This is a genomic window from Moorena sp. SIO3I6, from assembly GCF_010672095.1.
Genome location: NZ_JAAHHU010000027.1, coordinates 75,762 through 93,543 on the forward strand (window position 1 = coordinate 75,762; position 17,782 = coordinate 93,543).

At 40.8% G+C, this 17,782-nt stretch carries 22 protein-coding genes and 1 pseudogene; 19 read left to right on the top strand and 4 right to left on the bottom strand.

From position 1 onward, the window contains the following. Positions 1-5: 5 nt before the first annotated feature. From F6K49_RS10420 to F6K49_RS10495, 16 genes and pseudogenes are all read left to right on the top strand, one after another. Positions 6-1,025 (top strand): glycosyltransferase family 2 protein, encoded by a 1,020-nt coding sequence (locus tag F6K49_RS10420; protein WP_293096367.1) that lies wholly within the window; start codon positions 6-8, stop codon positions 1,023-1,025. Beyond that, positions 1,022-2,161: a hypothetical protein gene (locus tag F6K49_RS10425; protein ID WP_293096370.1), complete on the top strand. Its 1,140-nt coding sequence runs from the start codon at positions 1,022-1,024 to the stop codon at positions 2,159-2,161. The genes F6K49_RS10420 and F6K49_RS10425 overlap by 4 nt, the downstream gene beginning before the upstream one ends. Before the next feature lie 4 nt (positions 2,162-2,165). Next, a complete protein-coding gene (locus F6K49_RS10430) occupies positions 2,166-3,179 on the top strand; it encodes a glycosyltransferase (RefSeq protein WP_293096374.1) in 1,014 nt (337 codons plus the stop codon). Between the two features lie 213 nt (positions 3,180-3,392). Next, a complete protein-coding gene (locus F6K49_RS10435) occupies positions 3,393-4,193 on the top strand; it encodes a hypothetical protein (protein ID WP_293096377.1) in 801 nt (266 codons plus the stop codon). A 169-nt stretch (positions 4,194-4,362) separates the two neighbouring features. Next, a complete protein-coding gene (locus tag F6K49_RS10440; RefSeq protein WP_293096383.1) occupies positions 4,363-5,514 on the top strand; it encodes a glycosyltransferase in 1,152 nt (383 codons plus the stop codon). A gap of 26 nt (positions 5,515-5,540) precedes the next feature. Beyond that, a complete protein-coding gene (locus F6K49_RS53285; RefSeq protein WP_366514160.1) occupies positions 5,541-6,080 on the top strand; it encodes an acyltransferase in 540 nt (179 codons plus the stop codon). Between the two features lie 29 nt (positions 6,081-6,109). Further along, positions 6,110-7,348 (top strand): glycosyltransferase family 4 protein, encoded by a 1,239-nt coding sequence (locus F6K49_RS10450; protein WP_293080958.1) that lies wholly within the window; start codon positions 6,110-6,112, stop codon positions 7,346-7,348. Further along, on the top strand, positions 7,338-7,487 hold the full coding sequence (locus F6K49_RS10455; protein WP_293080961.1) for a hypothetical protein: 150 nt from the start codon (positions 7,338-7,340) through the stop codon (positions 7,485-7,487). Before F6K49_RS10450 ends, F6K49_RS10455 begins: the two co-directional genes overlap by 11 nt. Then, positions 7,480-8,847, top strand: coding sequence for a hypothetical protein (locus F6K49_RS10460; protein ID WP_293080964.1), 1,368 nt, complete (start codon positions 7,480-7,482; stop codon positions 8,845-8,847). Before F6K49_RS10455 ends, F6K49_RS10460 begins: the two co-directional genes overlap by 8 nt. A 221-nt stretch (positions 8,848-9,068) precedes the next feature. Beyond that, entirely contained in the window at positions 9,069-10,199 is a 1,131-nt protein-coding gene (locus F6K49_RS10465) for a glycosyltransferase family 4 protein (protein ID WP_293025365.1), read from the top strand. A gap of 6 nt (positions 10,200-10,205) precedes the next feature. Next, positions 10,206-11,378, top strand: a complete 1,173-nt coding sequence (locus F6K49_RS10470) for a glycosyltransferase (protein ID WP_293025366.1) — start codon at positions 10,206-10,208, stop codon at positions 11,376-11,378. 86 nt (positions 11,379-11,464) lie between these two features. After that, positions 11,465-12,358 carry a phytanoyl-CoA dioxygenase family protein gene (locus F6K49_RS10475; protein WP_293025367.1) on the top strand — a complete coding sequence of 298 codons (894 nt, stop codon included), beginning with the start codon at positions 11,465-11,467 and terminating at the stop codon, positions 12,356-12,358. A 1-nt stretch (position 12,359) separates the two neighbouring features. Beyond that, the gene (locus F6K49_RS10480; protein WP_293025368.1) at positions 12,360-12,521 is read left to right on the top strand and encodes an aldo/keto reductase; all 162 of its coding nucleotides are present in this window, start codon (positions 12,360-12,362) and stop codon (positions 12,519-12,521) included. Positions 12,522-12,565: 44 nt separating this feature from the next. Further along, the gene (locus F6K49_RS10485) at positions 12,566-13,324 is read left to right on the top strand and encodes an aldo/keto reductase (RefSeq protein WP_293025402.1); all 759 of its coding nucleotides are present in this window, start codon (positions 12,566-12,568) and stop codon (positions 13,322-13,324) included. 130 nt (positions 13,325-13,454) lie between these two features. Continuing rightward, a pseudogene (locus tag F6K49_RS10490) lies at positions 13,455-14,072 on the top strand (FkbM family methyltransferase). Positions 14,073-14,312: 240 nt separating this feature from the next. Continuing rightward, positions 14,313-15,083, top strand: coding sequence for a glycosyltransferase family 2 protein (locus F6K49_RS10495; RefSeq protein WP_293025369.1), 771 nt, complete (start codon positions 14,313-14,315; stop codon positions 15,081-15,083). A gap of 3 nt (positions 15,084-15,086) precedes the next feature. Here the strand turns inward: F6K49_RS10495 and F6K49_RS10500 are convergent, their stop codons facing one another. Further along, on the bottom strand, positions 15,087-15,224 hold the full coding sequence (locus tag F6K49_RS10500; protein WP_293025370.1) for a hypothetical protein: 138 nt from the start codon (positions 15,222-15,224) through the stop codon (positions 15,087-15,089). Between F6K49_RS10500 and F6K49_RS10505 the strand changes: the two genes are divergently transcribed. Together F6K49_RS10505 and F6K49_RS10510 are read left to right on the top strand one after the other, a co-directional pair. Continuing rightward, positions 15,200-15,454 carry a hypothetical protein gene (locus F6K49_RS10505; protein WP_293025371.1) on the top strand — a complete coding sequence of 85 codons (255 nt, stop codon included), beginning with the start codon at positions 15,200-15,202 and terminating at the stop codon, positions 15,452-15,454. The genes F6K49_RS10500 and F6K49_RS10505 overlap by 25 nt on opposite strands. A gap of 127 nt (positions 15,455-15,581) precedes the next feature. Continuing rightward, the gene (locus F6K49_RS10510) at positions 15,582-16,208 is read left to right on the top strand and encodes a YdcF family protein (RefSeq protein ID WP_293080971.1); all 627 of its coding nucleotides are present in this window, start codon (positions 15,582-15,584) and stop codon (positions 16,206-16,208) included. Between the two features lie 7 nt (positions 16,209-16,215). Here F6K49_RS10510 and F6K49_RS10515 read toward each other — a convergent pair whose 3' ends face one another. After that, on the bottom strand, positions 16,216-16,398 hold the full coding sequence (locus F6K49_RS10515) for a hypothetical protein (protein ID WP_293025373.1): 183 nt from the start codon (positions 16,396-16,398) through the stop codon (positions 16,216-16,218). Positions 16,399-16,630: 232 nt separating this feature from the next. On the opposite strand from F6K49_RS10515, the gene hpsU reads away from it, so the two are divergent. After that, positions 16,631-17,230 carry a hormogonium polysaccharide biosynthesis acetyltransferase HpsU gene (gene hpsU / locus F6K49_RS10520; RefSeq protein WP_293080974.1) on the top strand — a complete coding sequence of 200 codons (600 nt, stop codon included), beginning with the start codon at positions 16,631-16,633 and terminating at the stop codon, positions 17,228-17,230. On the opposite strand, the gene F6K49_RS10525 is transcribed toward hpsU, so the two are convergent. After that, positions 17,200-17,382 carry a hypothetical protein gene (locus tag F6K49_RS10525; RefSeq protein ID WP_293096390.1) on the bottom strand — a complete coding sequence of 61 codons (183 nt, stop codon included), beginning with the start codon at positions 17,380-17,382 and terminating at the stop codon, positions 17,200-17,202. The genes hpsU and F6K49_RS10525 overlap by 31 nt on opposite strands. Positions 17,383-17,391: 9 nt before the next feature. Continuing rightward, a partial coding sequence (locus F6K49_RS10530; RefSeq protein ID WP_293096393.1) for a hypothetical protein occupies positions 17,392-17,782 on the bottom strand: 391 nt, incomplete at its 5' end.

Here is a 17,782-nt window from a genome sequence, read left to right on the forward strand (position 1 = left end):
AACTGGTGAATGAAACTAATTCAGTTTTTGAAACTATGCCTGATATTAGTATTATTATCCCTCTTTATAATAAAGCCCCTTATATAGGTGCAGCGATCAATTCTGTCCTTGCACAAACCATTACTGATTGGGAACTGTGGGTCGTAGATAATAACTCTACAGATAACGGCTTAGAAATCGTCCAAAAATATTGTGACCCGAGAATCCATCTTATTTCATGTCCTAAACGTACAGGTGGGCCTGGAGCACCTCGTAACGTGGGGTTAAGGCATGCAACAGGAACCTGGGTCTTATTTCTAGATGCTGACGACACGATTGAATCGACTCATTTAGAAAATTTATTGTCGCCTGTTGAGGATCATCCTGACGCAGCTATCATTGCCGGACATTGGCAAGAATATACTAATTCAAATCCACAACAGCGCACCTTGAAAGCACCTGCTGGCTATGGTTCAACAGCTTTTGGCTTTCCTGATGGAGCAATTGCCTTTGCTTCCTGGGCAGTGCATTCAGCAATAGTTAGGCGAGATATTTTGCATACACCATTTATTTGGGTTGAAGCGCTTGACCGTTATATGAGTGAAGACACAGCCTTTTGGTTTCGCCTTACTTCTACATTCTCGGTAGCATATACTGCTAGCGCTGGTGCACTCTATCGCCAAGAAATTGAAGACAACCGAAATCAGCCAGATGTTCTGGCTTTATGGTTTCAATCTATGAAGGCAATTACTACCGCTAACATAGAGTTTCTTAGTCAACAACAGCGATCGCTAACCGCAAAACATTGTGAAAGTCTCATGCGTCTCTACTCAGATATTTATCTGAAGGCACGACTACAAAATGACGCCACAACTGCTGATGAAGCAATGGAAATCGCTAAGGAATGGCTCAAAGAATGCTCAAATCGAAAAGGTTGTAGGTCTTTTTCACTCAGGGTAAGGGAAGTACTAGGATTGCATCGATTCCTTTCTATCATCTATTGGCAACAAAATTTAGTCACAACAGTTAAGGTGAATTATTTATGATATTTGGAATTGTAGTAACAAGTATATACAGTGGTAACTTTCTCGACGAATATTTCGAGCATTTTAAAGCAAGAAACCAGCTTGATCAGGTTCGCTTTTATATTGTTGGCGATCTATCTACACCTCCTGAGTGTCGTCAGCGAGTCGAAAAGTATCAGGGGGAGGGGTTGCCTTGGTTTTATTTCGGCCAAGAAGAACAGAATAAATTTTTAGCTCCATTTCCAGAACTAGCAGCTGAGATTCCCTGGAAAACCGATAATCGCCGAAATGTTGGCTTTTTAATGGCCTATCGCGATCGCTGTGATGTCATTATTGCCATTGATGACGATAACTATCCTCGTCATCAGTGGCCATTTCTAGAAGGGCACGCTGCTGTTGGGAAAAAGGCAACTTTACCAACTGCGGTAGGACACGATGGTTGGTTTAATCTCTGTTCTATGATGGATATTGCTTGCAAGTCTCTCGATGTGCAGGGAACCGTTTATGCCCGTGGTTTTCCCTACGCACGGCGCAATCCCAACTGTAGTCAAATTAACTCAAATGTCTCTACAGAGGTTGTTGCCATTAATGCAGGCTTGTGGTCAGGAGACCCAGATGTAGATGCAGCAACCCGGTTGGTTACACGCTGTGAGGCATCTGCTAACTTCCAGGAAAATTATCTCCTAGACTCTAACGTTTTGATGCCAATTAATACTCAAAACACAGCATTAATTCGAGATGCGATTCCTGCTTACTACTATGTCAAAATGGGTCATCCCATTGGTGGTATGAAGCTGGATCGATTTGGTGACATTTTTAGTGGTTTTTTTGTACAAAAATGCGCCCAAGCCGTAGGACATGCTGTACGTGTAGGTAGCCCTGTCGTAGACCATCGCCGATCCCCTCATAACCTCTACAAAGACCTCTGGCATGAACTAGCAGGTATGGTAATCATAGATGATATGCTGCCACTCCTGGAAACTCCTCTCTCGCCCGCTACAACTTATGGTGCTGCGGCTTATGAGTTAGCCGACAGGCTTGAAGCATGGACAGTAGAGCAGCAGGGCTTCCTTTGGGATGATGGGTTGCGTACCTATTTTTGTAATATGGCGCAGAACATGAAGTTATGGGTAGACACTTGTAAGGAGTTAGACTAGACTAATGATTTCACTCGTGACTACTGTCTTGAACGACCGCGTCGGTTGTATCGATTTCTTTGAGCAGATGCAAGTGCAAACCTTGCTACCAGATGAAATTGTGATTGTAGATGGCGGTTCGCAGGATGGAACCTGGGAATTGCTGCAAGCACAGGCAAAACAACTGCCTAACTTAAAGGTTTTCCAGGAGAAAGGGTGTAATGTAGCTCGCGGTAGAAACCTGGCTGTACGTGCAGCTAAACATGATCTAATCGTTTCGACCGACATTGGATGTCGGTGGGACCGAGAATGGCTAGAAGAGCTAGTCCAGCCAATGTTAAAAGATCCTGAAGTTGAAGCAGTGATGGGAAGCTGGCGTGTTAGTTGGAGCGATCAAAAAACACCATGGGCACAAGCTGATCCTCTCCTGCTCGGGGGGCTTGAATTTAGAGCAACGCCTCAAAGTCATGCCTCTAGTCGCTCTATTGCTTACAGAAAATCATTTTATCTTGGCCTTGGAGGATTGCCGGAAGATTTAACATTAGCTGCCGATGATATGGTGCTGGCATTGCTGATCCAACGTTCCGGAAAACGACTTGAAGCTTCACCAGAGCCTCGCTGTCAATGGCTTCGTCCCCAAACATTGACGGCAATCAGTAAAGAGGCTCGACGTAACTTTCGAGGAGCAGGTGAAGCGGGTATCTGGCTCAATTACTTTGTTTCTAATGTTCTACGATTTACTGCTGAAACAATTGCCTTAATGGGATTCTTAATAGCTTTAGTTATAGTTTCCGATTTATTAAAATTCGTTTTTGGAGTGATGCTGCTGTTACTATTCCTACTGCGATTGCGAAATTGGCTGAGACACTATATGTCGGTTAAAGAACGAGGAGGCATAGTGGGTTTATGGCATGTAGCAATCCTTGATATATCTACACGTTGGTCAGCTATCAACGGCTACTGGGAAGGGTTGCTTAGAGGAAAAACTCAATGCCAGGAAACTCGCCAAAAGTTACGAGGTGCTGGAATTGGCTGGTAAGAGTTGAGAACCTACAACACCACATATAGCAGTCGAAGTAAAGCTTAAGACATATTTCTTCTCCCTACGGTGCGCTTTCCGTTGGCGAATTAAATTCGCCACGGGTCGCACCGCTCCCTACTCCCTACTCCCTTTCAACCAAAATACTCTCTCCTCAACTATACTTCGGTTGCTATAAAACACTAGAACTCTTATTTCGCTAAAAGGTAAAATATGCGTAATTATGATCCTAGCATTCCGCTTTTTTCTATACATATACCGAAAGCTGGCGGTCAAAGTTTTTCTGATGTCTTGGCTAGTTGGTTCAATAACAATAGATTTCCGAATTTAAACAACCATCCCAAGTTATCTAAGATACTTACACCGTTAAATGCCGATTTATTTTTGCAAAGATTTTTAGGATGTGGTCTTTATTTTCACTATAAGGATCATGTATTGAATAAGCCACCTCGTAAAATTCCTTTAGGTAAAGGTTATGGTTCCTTACTTAGCAGAAAAATACCTGAATGCATACATGGTCATTTTGAATCTTACGGTGATGGCAAATCTCTTTTTGAATATTATCCAAAAGCTAGACAATTTGTAACGGTTTTGCGTGATCCTCTGCAACTTCAAATTTCACTATACTTTTATCATAAGAGGCTGCTGAATAATGGTGTAATTTATTGGAATGGGCATAAAAATAACTCTCTTGCTTTTCCTTGTCTAGAAGACTGGGTTAAGAATCGTGGTGCTTACATGTTAAACCTTTTTCCATGGAAAATAACGAAAGATAATTTTATCGAAATTTTAAAATCAAATTTTGTGCATCTATGTGTTGTAGAAAATTATCAAACATCAATTGATATATTAGCTGATAAATTAGGCTGTCCAACGGTGAAGGTTCCTGTTATCAATAAATCTCCTAGAGATGAGGGTGATTTACTGTCCGATTCAACTATTAATTTTTTCAAGGAAAAGCATGAGCTTGAATACCTGATATATAACTACGCTTTATCAATAAATCAGTTTTGATGTTGGAACTAAAAACAATAACCATAAATCTTGACCTGGTATATGAGTCGGATCTTTCTATTAGCACAACGTTTTACACGAAGTAATCTTAGTCAGATAGTTGTACTCAACAATACTTCTCACCAGCAAATTTCTGTCAGCAACTTTTGTCCCCGAATAAGATTTAAAGATGAAGTTACTTTACTATTCTCCTGCCAGCTATGGAGGACTAGCTGACTATGCCCATTACCAAGCTAATGCCCTTGTATCTGCTGGTGCAGAGGTAACGTTACTGACTACGCCCAACTATCCCGTCGGTAGGGGAGAAGCCTATGAGATTGTACCTATTTTGGATGATACCACAGCAAGTCCTGGGGTGCATAAACCAATGCCCAAGGTTCTTAAAGCAGGCTATCTTTCCTATAATCTGCTCAGCAATATTGCTAGATTAACCCGTTTTATTGAAGAACATCGGTTTTGTCACGTCTTAATGGGTTCTTACCAGGAATACCTTGCGCCCTTGTGGGCCCATCGCCTGAGGCGATTAGCCAATCGGGGAGTGGTATTCGGTGCAGTAGTCCATGATCCCGTGCGAGATTTTGTTTTGGGGCCTCAATGGTGGCATCATTGCTCTATTGCAGCAGGCTATTCGTTTCTGCGGGAGGCATTTGTTCATGAAGCCATTGATTTAGATACGGTTCGCCCTATGCCTCAATTGCGTACAACCGTAATTCCCCACGGTATTTATAAATTACCCCAAGCAACCCAATCTAGGGAAAAAACACGCCACTTACTCAACCTACCTCAAGAGGCTAAGGTGATGTTGTCCTTTGGGCATATTCGTCCTAACAAAAACCTTAACCTGGTAATTGAGGCAATGGCTCGTGTCCCTGATGTATATTTAGTAGTCGCGGGAAAAGAACAGTCTTCTAGTCAGCAACTTGCTCGTCGTTATCAAGAACTAGCTCAGGAATTGGGTGTAGCAGATCGCTGTCGCTGGCAGATTGGCTTTATTCCTGAAAGGGAAATTCCTAATTTGTTTGACATGAGTGATTTAGTTTTATTGACTTATGATCAGACTTTTCACTCTGCTAGCGGTGTGTTAAGTATGGCAACCCACCATCGCAAACTTTGCTTGGCTTCCAGTGGAGAAGGACCTTTGAAAGAGGTAGTGCAAAAATATCAATTAGGGTTGTGGGTTGAACCTAATAGTGTAACAGCAATTGTCGAGGGCTTAAAGTCATGGCTGGAAATGCCAATCAAACCTTGCTGGCAAGAGTATTTTCGGGACAATTCTTGGCAGGAAAATGCCCAGATTGTTCTTAGTGTTTTAAAAACGTAAACAAATCTGCCTATAAGTCCTAATCAGTGAATCCTAAAATTATTGCAGGTAGTTTGCTCAACTATCACTACAACCATTGGCTTAGTAACTGTCCCTCCCGTAAAATCCGCATTGCTTACCTCAAGGCATATTTAGCTAGGCTAGGAAAGGAAACATCGGTTCAAATGGGCTGTCGCTTTCTTAACGGGCGTAAAGTCTATTTAGGCGATCGCAACGTAATTAACTTTGGTTGTTTATTTGATGGTCGCCATTATCAAATTCACACTGGTAACGATGTTTCTATTGGTCCAGAGGCAACCATTTTAACCTTAGGGCATGACCCCCAATCCCCTAGTTTTGAGGATCGAGGTGGAGATGTCATTATTGGCGATCGCGTTTGGATTGCTTATCGAGCTATTATTTTACCTTCAGTAAAAATAGGAGAAGGTGCGGTAATTGGTGCAGGGTCAGTAGTCACTAAAGATGTGGAACCCTACACCGTTGTGGCAGGTAATCCCGCTAGATTTATCAAGAAGCGAAATCCCGAGTTAGACTATCAATTACATTACCACCCATGGCTCCTGTAAAAAATACCAATTAGATAATAATTAAAATTGTGTTTAAACAATCTCATCAGTGGATCTGCTGTCAAATCGGAGCAAGAGAACATTACGCAATCCCCAGATCCCTACATCAGCAAGGTAATCTATCTCACCTAATCACAGACGCTTGGATTACCCCCCAATCTCCCCTCAACTATCTACCCAAAAACCTACTCACCAGTTTACGCGATCGCTTCCACCCAGATCTTGCTCAAGCATCCACTCACGCCTTTACCAATTCCTTGATTCAGCTAGAAATCCAGCAACGTCTGCAAAAAGTGCGTGGTTGGGAACAAATTATTGCCCGTAATCACTGGTTTCAACAAAACGCTGTCAACTATCTGGCAAAAATTGCTCCAAAATTTAATAAACCTCCCATCCTCTTTACTTACAGCTACGCAGCCTTAGATCTATTACAATTTGCCAAAGCTCAAGGGTGGCGCACTGTCCTCGGACAAATAGATCCAGGAATTGTCGAAGAAAAAATTGTTGCCCAAGCCCACCGCCAATATCCCCATTATCAATCAACCTGGCAACCAGCACCCCCAGACTATTGGACTAACTGGCAAAAAGAATGTCATTTGGCAGACCGGATTTTAGTTAACTCCACCTGGTCTAGCCAAGCCCTACAACAAGTTGGGGTACCCTCAGAGAAAATTGCCGTAATTCCCTTAGCTTACCAAGCACCTACCCAATCTCAAGGGTTTGTGCGCACCTATCCAGAACACTTTTCCCCTCAGCGTCCCCTCAGAGTGCTATTCCTCGGACAAGTTATCCTACGTAAAGGTATCTTTCCCCTGCTGGAAGCAGCTAGATTATTACAAAACGAACCCATTGAATTTCAGATTGTAGGATCCGTAGGGATTACCCTCACCCCAGCCCAACAAAACTTGCCAAATGTGCGCTGGATTGGTTCCGTTCCTCGCAGTGCCACCAGCCAGTATTATCAACAAGCAGATGTATTTCTCTTCCCTACCCTTTCCGATGGCTTTGGTTTAACTCAACTAGAAGCTCAAGCTTGGAAATTACCCCTGATAGTGTCCCGATATTGTGGAGAAGTGGTGAAAGATCAAGAGAATGGTTTGATCTTACCAGAGGTTTCAGGAGAAGCGATTTCTCAAACCTTGCAATGGTGTCTTAATCACCCTCAACAATTGCAGTATTTTGCTCAAAACTCCACAAATCTCTCTCAATTTAGTTTGTCCCAACTCCAACAAAATCTGCAACATATAGGGTACCTAAATGAATTGTGAGAATTTTTGCTCCCTACTCCCTACTCCCTACTCCCTACTCCCTACTCCCTACTCCCTACTCCCTACTCCCTACTCCCTACTCCCTACTCCCTATTCCCTGTTCCCTGTTCCCTTTGTTATTGTTTTGATTAATGACTGATTCTGTAGGGTTTCCCGAAGCCCTTGTCCCTATTTATGTCATGGCTTCAAGCCTACTTTTTATCTTAGTCATTGAAGCGTTTTTAGTCAGAGACAAACGAGCTTGGAGTATTCCCGCCCTGGCGGTGTATGCCACTATTGGAGCCTGGTATTTTGTAGAACTATTTTACACCCCTGAAAATTTTCTGCAGTTTGATTCATTAATACTAGAATACTGTTATTGGCAAATAATTACTTTTTTAATCACTTTTCGCCTAGTAATCCCTTCCCTTTCTCGCCGATTCCTTAAAAACTACCATACTGCTTGGAAATTTACTGCCTTTAATCCTGAGCAACTTTTAATAGTTTTAGCTTTTGTTTGGCTATGTTTATTAGGATATGGTGTTAGCCGTCTCAACGGCGATATTTTCACTGCTTTATTTCCACTTGGAGCTCGTGTGGGACGGCAGATGTGGGGAAGAGCCGCTGCTGCTGGTGGTGATGGATTTATCGTTTCTTCCGCAGCCTATGTTTATACCCTAGTTTGTGCCTTCTTTGGCGTGCTTTTGCCCCTCCCAATGGGCCGTCAATTGAAGACATTAAATCTTTTGCTTGTCTTGATTGTACTGCCCTATTTTATTTTTATGGGAGCCCGTAACCAACTTCTAGCAGTGATTATGCCAGGCTATTTTAGCTATGCGTTATTTTCCCCAGATCCGCTTTGGAAAAAGGTGTTAATTAGCATGGCTACTTTTTGGGCTATTAATGAATTGCTGACGTTAATTATTACTTATCGTAACATTGGTTTTAATGAATTATTGAATCCAGATGTTGCCCCGCAATTCCAAGAAGAAGTAGAGGAAGAAGGGCACTTGGGATTAAATATGCTAGAAGAGCTATGTTATATCAATCAATTTTACCAAGAAGGAAGCCTAAAGTTAACGTACGGAGGTCGCTATTTAGCAGAAGCAGCTAATATAATTCCTAGGGCAATATGGGCTAATAAACCTCTAATTGGAATTGATTATGCTATCTTAAGGGGATTTGGTGGTGCTGATAATGACATTGGGGTATTTGCTACTATTTCAACTGGATTAATTGGACAAGGATTTTATAATTTTGGTCCTATTTTGGGACCAATGGGTGCAGCGGTTTTAATGGCTAGCTGGGTGAGTTTTATGAGTAGGCTTTGGAAGCAGCAATATTCCACCTTGCGGTTAGGATTATTTCTGATTTGTTTAGGGCTAACGTTTAACTTAGGTAGAGAATTTACCCTACTGGTATTATGGCCCGCTTTGTTTGGATATGTGTTTGTGCTTATGCTAGAACGCTACGGATCCAAAAAAGCTCAGGGAAGATTTATTTCTACATCTCATTTATAGCGTTTGGATCTAGGTTGTAAACGCAAGTATTTCCGAAAAAGGCATACAAGAGGCAAAAGGGGTGCATCTCCTAAAAGCTGTTTGACCCGGTGGTGCGTTACGGGCAGCAACCTAACCCTGGCTACGAGGCGGAAAATGAAAACCCCCCTAACGCACCCTACGCAAAATTTAGGTGCGACTTAAAACAGAATTTAGTATATATATTTTTTTATCTAAATCAAGTGCTCAAAATCGCAGTATTGTTTACTAACTATGGCCCCTACCATATTGCCCGTGTCAGTGCCTTACACCAGCATTGTCATCAAATAGGCTGGAATGTGATTGGCATAGAATTAGCAAGATCCGAAGCTGAATATGCCTGGAAAGCTAACTTAAATAATATTCCTTTTGCGCTAATTTCTATTGTTAAAGACCGGCAGCGAGAGGATGTAAAAAATCATCAATTACTCCCAAAAATTTACTCTACCCTAAGGAAGGTTCAGCCTGATGTGGTGGTGATTGCTGGCTATTTTGGATCAGCTATGATTGCCACTTTAGTATGGAGTTTATGGCACGGTAAACTACCAATTTTGCTTTCGGAGACTACAGAAACCGATTTTACTAGAATTTGGTGGCGTGAAACGATAAAGCGCTGGCTACTTAACCGGTATAAATCGGCTTTAGTGGGCGGAAAACCACAAAAACGTTACTTGATCAAATTAGGAGTACCTAAGGAAGCCATTTTTTGCGGCTATAATGTCGTAGGTAATGATGCTTTCCATCCCGACAAAATTAAATCTCTGGCACCTCCTTTAAACAAGCCCTACTTCCTGGCTATCAATCGCTTTATACCTAAGAAAAATCTCCCTTTTGTAATTTCAGCCTACGCTACCTATCGTCAAATAGCTAAAGACAGGGCTTGGGATTTAGTCCTGTGTGGGGATGGTTCAATGCGCTCTCAAATTGAGAAACAGATTAAAGACTTAGGGTTGACTAAGGTTATTCATCTAACTGGTTTTTTACAACAACAAGAACTTCTGCCTTATTTTGCTCACGCTGGCTGCTTTATCCATGCTAGTACTCACGAACAATGGGGATTAGTTGTGAATGAAGCTATGGCGGCTGGCTTACCAGTGCTAGTGTCTAATCGCTGTGGCTGTTTTGAAGATTTAGTAGTTGAAGGTATCAATGGATTTGGTTTTAATCCCTATGATAAGCAACAGCTAACTAAGTTAATGCTTAAGGTAAGTTCAGGGGAAATTGACCTAGACAATATCAGTCAATCCGCCCTGGAACACATCCAGAAATTCTCTCCGGACTATTTTGCTGAAGGGTTGATAAAAGCTGCTAAATACGCCTTAGCTAATCACTAATTACTGATGAAACTTCTGATTGTTATTCCTGCTTTAGGGGCTGTTTATGGGGGTACATCTAAATGCGTAGTGGAACTAGCTCAAGCATTGGGTAACTTAGGCATTACTGTTGACCTGGTAGCCACTAATGCTAATGGTTCTGAGGTGATAGAAGCCCCTATCAAAACCTGGTTACCTAAAACTAATTATCGCCTGCAGTTTTTTCCTTACAAAGGGATTGGAGACTACAAATTTAGTTTTTCCCTTAGTAAGTGGCTATTCCAACACATCGGCGATTATGACTTAGTCCAAACTAATGCAATTTTTTCAGTTCCTAACCTAGCTGCTTACTGGGCTTGTCAATGGTATAATATCCCTTATGTTATTATCCCCCACGGCATGCTTGACCCTTGGGCACTTTCCTATAAAGGCTGGAAAAAACGTATCTACTACACTCTATTAGAAAAGCCTGCTCTCCAAAACGCTAGCGCACTGCAAATGCTAGCCTCTACGGAAGCGGAACAAATTAAACCCCTCAACCTCAAAACTCCTGTTACTATTGCCCCTAACGGCATCCACCGTCAAGACTTTGAAGAACTCCCTAATCCGGAACTTTTTTATCAACAGTTTCCAGCTACTCGTAACAAAACTCTGATTCTCTTCCTAGGACGTATCGACCCCAAAAAAGGATTAGACTTGCTAGCCACAGCATTTGGTAAGATACACCCTCAATTTTCCGACACTCACCTAATTCTTGCTGGTCCTGATAACATTGGTTTCTTATCTACGGCTAAAGACTACTTTGCTAACGCAGGTTGCCTCGATGCTGTTACTTTTACAGGGATGCTAACAGGCTCTCTCAAATATGCTGCTCTTGCTGCTGCTAGTATTTATGTTGCCCCATCCTATTCTGAAGGGTTTAGTATGTCTGTGCTGGAAGGTATGGCTTCAGGCTTACCTTGTGTTATTACCACAGGCTGTAATTTTCCAGAAGCTGCGAAGGCTGACGCTGCATATGTAGTTGATATTGATGCTGATGCTATTGCCAATGCTTTAACCCAGTGTTTGCAATTTCCCCAACAAGCCAAAGAAATGGGAACTCGCGCTCGTCAACTTATCTTTGAACAATACACATGGAAAAGGATTGCAGCTAATTTGATTGACATTTATCAAGCTATTCTTCATCAAAAACCTTTCTAAGAATATATTTGAGGATTGAGTTATCATCTTTATTAAAGAGACAGAAACATCAACTTTAAAGTACTAATTAATATAAGATTATAAATATGAACAATTTCATCGACAAAGTAGTATATACATCTGATAACCCTAAATTAGACTATCGGATTATTTTTACAAGAATCAAAAACGGTAACTTTGAATATATACTGGGCAGATTTTGGTTATTTAGAGGTCTATATTCTCAGTATAAAAAACTTATACAAATTATAAATAAACCACAAACAAAAATAAGCTTTACAAGCCAAATAATTCAAAAATATAATCTCAATATTTATAGGATTGTTGAATCTATCAAGCAAGACTCTTACTACGATCAACTAGAATTAAATGAGCAATCATTAGCTTCTATAGTAAATTATGCTAAAAAATTGCCCTTATCTACCGCATCACTAAATCTGTCATTTACTTATCAGGAATATATTACTCATCTCAAAGCAAAACATACAATTGCTATGGCAGATCTAGATGAACCACTGAAAATAAATGAAATATATCGGCTTAGACATGATGATTTATTGCTAGAAATTTCAGAAAAATATCTCGGTTATTTTCCTGAAAAATGTGATGTAAGATTATGGTGGAGCTTTGCAAATAACCTATCTTCAGAAGAAAGAAGAATACAGTCACAAACTATTGATTATCATTACGACATTCATGGATTTAATTTCTTATACATTAGTTTTTACTTAACCAATGTAGATGTTAATAGTGGTGCCCATGTCCTCGTCAAGTCTAGCCATAAAAATAAAAAAATATCAATGCTTCTTCGCAGTGCTAGATGTCCAGATAAAACAATACAGCAATATTACCCCCAAGAGGATATCATAACAATTCAAGGAAAAGCAGGAAAATGCTTTCTAGAAGATGCCTCTTGTTTCCATAAAGCTTTACCACCAATTCAACGCGATCGCTTATTTCTACAATTGAGGTATTACTAATATGAAAACAACTAAACTAGGTTTCGGTTGCGCTCCTATATTAGGTAGAGTTGACAAGCGTAAAAGTATTCAAGCACTAAAAATTGCATACGAAGAAGGAATTAATTACTTTGACATTGCACGCTCTTATGGCTGGGGTGAAGCAGAATCTATACTAGGATAGGAAATTTCTTAGTCCAAAATAAAATACCTAGAGACAGTGTAGAAATAACAACAAAATTTGGTCTTGTCCCAAAAAACAACAGGCTGATCAGATTATCTAAAAATATAGCCAGAAAAGTTATTAGTATTAATCCTAAAACTCAAACCTTAGTTAAGTCTGCTGCTAGTCAAGTTGCACCAAAAATTGATTTTTCTGTAGATACAGCGAAGACAAGTCTAGAAAAAAGCCTTAAATCTTTGCGTACTGATTATATTGATAATATATTACTCCACGGATACGATTTTCAAAATCCGCCTAATGACATTACTGATATAGTTAATTTTTTGGATTCAGAAAAAAAACGTGGTACGATCAAAAATTATGGATTCTCGACTGATCAATCACTAGATTTAGCCGCCAAGTTTTTTGCCACCAATAATTTGAACCCTGATCTAATTCAACTTCCTTGCCAAATCAGCCAAAAACAAGATTATGTTTATATTAAAAAACTTAATAAAAATGGAATAAAAGTCATTGTTCATTCACCGTTTAATATAGGAAAAAATTCTCAAAAAAATTTTAATAATTTAGTTCGTATTGACTCCTTAAATAACTTCAGTAGTACTTTTAATTTTTCGATTGAAAAGCCTCAAGATATCTATTCAATTTTACTGGGTTATTTCAAATCTATTTATTCTCCCTATGCTATTGTCACTAGCATGTTCAATCCATCTCATATTAAAAAAAATCAAGAGATTATAAATAGACCTGCGCTAACTCAGAAGCAAGCAGAGTTATTCAATCAAATTCTAGTTGAAATTTAAGCCTATTGATTACTACTGTACTATGAAAATAACATCGTATTTAATTCAGTCTCCATTCGCAATTAAAATTCGCTCTAATTTGAGAAAATATTATTTTTGAATAACAATTATACAAACTATTGCTGGCTCAATAAATAAAGAGTATGAAGCTCATTTTAATAAAGAGTTACTTGAGAGTATAAAATCTGGAGATACAGTGTGGGATATAGGAGCTAATATTGGCTTCTATACCCGGAAATTTTTGGATATTGTTGGAACTGAAGGTCACGTCGTTGCAGTTGAACCAGCGCCATCGAGTGCGAACGCATGTAGAAAGCTTATTAATCCGAATAGTTATACAAACTTGACTGTAGTTGAATCAGCACTTAGTAGTGATGTTGGAACAGCCGAGCTTTCTGTTGATGAAGATCCAAGTTCACCAAATAATCGCTTATCAAAGTCCTCATCAAATACTTTGACAATATCTGTCACTACCGGTGATCTTCTATTATAAAATCTGGGTTATTACCCCAATATCATAAAAATAGATGTAGAAGGTTTTGAACTAGAAGTACTTAAAGGAATTCAGACAGTTCTTTCCTCCTCAACATTAAAAGCAGTTTTCATTGAAGTTCATTTTAAGCTTCTCGAAGAAAACGGTTACACAAATGCTATTGAAATGATAGTTAAAATACTACATAAATATGGCTTTTCCACGACATGGATAGATTTTTTACATATCGTAGGATTTAAATCTGTGATCAAATAATCAACTGAATTGATATTGAATATGTACTTCTGTGATTTTGGTTTTGCCGATTGAAAGTATGAATGAGTCTCACGTAAAGGCACAAATGTATTTGATAATCGTTGTTTTAAAAATACCGAAAATTTAAATTAATTTACCGATTCAGTAAGGTAACCTCTGGCTCTGGACTTCTGGAAAGCAAAGCATATTGTAATCTAGCACATTAATTCAGTCCGAATCACCCTAATTAATTTATCTGGAATGCTAGAAAAAATTACCCCACTCATTCTGACCTACAACGAAGCGCCCAACATCCAACGTACCCTTCAACAGCTTACCTGGGCAAAGACAATTGTTGTAATTGATAGTTACAGCACAGATGAAACCTTAGAAATTTTAGATTCAATTCCTCAATTACAAGTCTTTCAAAGAAAGTTTGATTCCTTTGCTGCCCAGTGTAATTATGGACTAGGAAAAATAGAATCTGAATGGGTACTATCCCTAGATGCTGATTATGTTTTAACAGATGAGCTAATTAGTGAAATACAAACCTTGCAAACGTCACCAGACCTAAACAGTTATAGTGTTCGATTCAAGTATTGTATCTTTGGAAAACCTTTGCATGGTACTTTATTGCCACCAAGAAAAGTACTCTACAAAAGAGAAAAAGCAACTTATCAAGATGATGGTCATGCACATCGAGTTATTGTAGATGGCAAATCAGCAATACTCTCTGCTTATATCCATCATGATGACCGCAAACCGTTAAATCGTTGGTTGTGGGCGCAAGACCGATACATGATAATTGAAGTCAAAAAGCTTACACAGGCACCCAAACATGAATTGAGTTTAGGGGATAAAATTCGCAAACAAAAAATTATTGCTCCCTTTATTATCCTATTTTACTGTCTGATTCTTAAGGGCGGAATTTTCGATGGTTGGCATGGTTGGTATTATGCATTTCAACGGATGCTAGCGGAAACTCTGTTATCTATTCGGTTGATTGAATTTGAAAAATTACAGAAGCAGTAAATTTTAACCATTGTCAAATCGGGAATCGGGAATCGGGAATCGGGAATCGGGAGTAGGGAGTCGGGAATCGGGAATCGGGAGTGTGGGGCGGGGGCGCGGGGCGGGGGCGCGGGGAGATGGGGAGATGGGGGGAACCCTCAAGACCGGACTGGATCCCCAAGACTCTTCTACTCCCTGCTCCCTACTCCCTACCTGACAAGGGTAGGTTTTTTACAAAGGGGCGAGTATGTACTTTTATTAGGTATAAATTCCTAAAAATCTGTATCAAAATACACAATTATTTCCGGGATAATTCTCCCCATTTCCCGCTTTTCCCGATTCCCGACTCCCGATTCCCGACTCCCGATTCCCGACTCCCGACCCAAATGTAAAAAACCTACCCCTACTCCCTACTCCCTACTCCCTACTCCCTACTCCCTACTCCCTACTCCCTACTCCCTACTCCCTGCTCCGAAGCTTCCTACAACTCAACCTACGGGAAAATCCTTGTATTGAGCCATGAAACGAAACTTATCTTCACGCCGACGTTTCACCAATAAACCTGGCTTTGGCTACCCTCGCAAAACCCTAGGCAAAATGCGGGTAGCATTTACCTTTAGCATCCTATGTATTGCTGTTAGTTTTATTCCCATTCGCTTAGGGCTCGCCCATCTCCAATCCCCCACTCCTGAGGTGATTCTGACCCTCGGTGGAGATATCACACGGGAAAAATTTACAGCTGAGTTTGCTCAGCAACATCCTAACCTTGATATTTGGGTCTCTTCTGGAGAGCCGACCCCACAAGCCCAAAAGGTCTTTCGGGAAGCAGGTATTCCTGATCAGCGAGTAAATCTTGATCGCCGTGCTATCGATACCGTCACCAACTTTACCTCCCTGGTTCAAGATTTCCAAACCCATGATATCCACCATGTCTATCTAATCACCTCAGACTTTCATATGCGTCGGTCGATTGCGATCGCCTTCTTTATTTTCGGCAGTCAGGGTATTGCCTTCACTCCTGTCGCCATTCCTTCCCAGCAGCCTGAGGAATCCTGGCTGCCAGTGCTACGGGATGTAGGGCGCTCGGTGGTCTGGATTATCACTGGTCGTACTGGAGCGAGTCTTCATTATTATTTGAGAGCATGATTGGGAATTAAGAATGAAGAATGAAGAATGAAGAATGAAGAATGAAGAATGAAGAATGAAGAATGAAGAATGAAGAATGAAGAATCGGGAATCGGGAGTCGGGAATCGGGAGTCGGGAATCGGGAATCGGGAGTCGGGAATCGGGAATTAAGAATGTAGAATTAAGAATGTAGAATTTGGAATTATGCATTCTGACAGATAATCTACCCTACGCGAATACCAAAGGCGAACAACATTTTTGAATGTAGAATTATAAATTATACATTCTAGATTCTGCCTTCTGGCTTCTGCCTTCTACATTCTAGATTCTGCCTTATAGATTCTTAATTCTTAATTCTACATTCTTAATTCTTAATTCTTAATTCTACATTCTACATTCTTAATTCTTAATTCTGACAGATAACCTTCAACCAAACCAATATATGACTACTGACTTAAGTAAACCACCAGCTTTAGAAATAGCCCCCTTAGTAGATTTAAGCAAATACGACTCATCTCGATTTGACCGAGGGCGTCCCAGTTGGTTAGTCTTAATCTGGTGGTTGGTGCAAGCGATCGCATTTCCCTTAAGTCTTCATAACTTCAATGGTTTCCGCCGATGGCTGCTCCAATTATTTGGAGCCAAGATTGGTAATAATGTCGTTATTCGACCCACTGCTCGTTTTACTTACCCCTGGAAAGTAGAAATTGGTGACTACAGTTGGATTGGGGATGATGTGGTTTTCTACAGCATCGATCGGATTCGCATTGGTAGTCACTGCATTATTTCCCAAAAATGTTACCTCTGTACCGGTAGTCACGATATCAAAGACCCAAGATTTGGGTTAATCACAGGTGAGATTCATGTTGGTAACGGAGCCTGGATTGCCACCGATTGCTTCGTTGCGCCCGGTGTCCAAATTGGAGCCAATGCCGTAATTGGTGCTCGCAGCAGTGTGTTTAGTAATATCCCAGAGCAGCAAGTATGCTGGGGGACACCAGCACGTGCTCGCTATCGACGGGAAATAGGGAGTAGGGAGTAGGGAGTAGGGAGTAGGGAGTGTGGGAAGTGTGGGGAGTGTGGGGAGCTGGGGAGCTGGGGAGATCGGGAGATGGAGAGCTGGGGAGATCGGGAGATGGGAAGTTTGGGGAGATGGGGAGTCAGATCTTTGAGAACTGCTATAGTGGTAAACAATTCGTGATTTTAGATCCTGTTACCTTTACCAGACCGTAGCGAAACCACTACATCTTTATCACTACCTTCAAAATGACACTCAACAGCATCTCGAACCATCGTTCTCAGCTCATCTAACGTGTCTGCTTGAGTAAATATAGATTCTCCTAAAGCTCTGGCTGTATAACCCCCTTCCGGATCTTCCTCAACCAAAAACACAACTTCGCTCATGTTCATGACTCCCCCATTGTTGTCTATCGTTATTATTGCATAGGGAACAGGGAGTAGGGAGTAGGGAGTAGGGAGTAGGGAGTAGGGAGTAGGGAGTAGGGAGTAGGGAGTAGGGAGTAGGGAGTAGGGGAGCTGGGGAGTAGGGAGTAGGGAGTAGGGAGGAGGGGGTAGGGAGTAGGGAGTAGGGAGA

What these genes read in the sequence shown, in the direction of transcription:
- F6K49_RS10425 (WP_293096370.1), top strand. Translation starts at nt 1,022, where the DNA reads ATGATATTTGGAATTGTAGTAACAAGTATATACAGTGGTAACTTTCTC.
- F6K49_RS10430 (WP_293096374.1), top strand. Translation starts at nt 2,166, where the DNA reads ATGATTTCACTCGTGACTACTGTCTTGAACGACCGCGTCGGTTGTATC.
- F6K49_RS10435 (WP_293096377.1), top strand. Translation starts at nt 3,393, where the DNA reads ATGCGTAATTATGATCCTAGCATTCCGCTTTTTTCTATACATATACCG.
- F6K49_RS10440 (WP_293096383.1), top strand. Translation starts at nt 4,363, where the DNA reads ATGAAGTTACTTTACTATTCTCCTGCCAGCTATGGAGGACTAGCTGAC.
- F6K49_RS10455 (WP_293080961.1), top strand. Translation starts at nt 7,338, where the DNA reads ATGAATTGTGAGAATTTTTGCTCCCTACTCCCTACTCCCTACTCCCTA.
- F6K49_RS10460 (WP_293080964.1), top strand. Translation starts at nt 7,480, where the DNA reads ATGACTGATTCTGTAGGGTTTCCCGAAGCCCTTGTCCCTATTTATGTC.
- F6K49_RS10470 (WP_293025366.1), top strand. Translation starts at nt 10,206, where the DNA reads ATGAAACTTCTGATTGTTATTCCTGCTTTAGGGGCTGTTTATGGGGGT.
- F6K49_RS10475 (WP_293025367.1), top strand. Translation starts at nt 11,465, where the DNA reads ATGAACAATTTCATCGACAAAGTAGTATATACATCTGATAACCCTAAA.
- F6K49_RS10480 (WP_293025368.1), top strand. Translation starts at nt 12,360, where the DNA reads ATGAAAACAACTAAACTAGGTTTCGGTTGCGCTCCTATATTAGGTAGA.
- F6K49_RS10495 (WP_293025369.1), top strand. Translation starts at nt 14,313, where the DNA reads ATGCTAGAAAAAATTACCCCACTCATTCTGACCTACAACGAAGCGCCC.
- F6K49_RS10505 (WP_293025371.1), top strand. Translation starts at nt 15,200, where the DNA reads ATGGGGAGATGGGGGGAACCCTCAAGACCGGACTGGATCCCCAAGACT.
- F6K49_RS10510 (WP_293080971.1), top strand. Translation starts at nt 15,582, where the DNA reads ATGAAACGAAACTTATCTTCACGCCGACGTTTCACCAATAAACCTGGC.
- F6K49_RS10515 (WP_293025373.1), bottom strand. Translation starts at nt 16,398, where the DNA reads ATGCATAATTCCAAATTCTACATTCTTAATTCTACATTCTTAATTCCC.
- hpsU (WP_293080974.1), top strand. Translation starts at nt 16,631, where the DNA reads ATGACTACTGACTTAAGTAAACCACCAGCTTTAGAAATAGCCCCCTTA.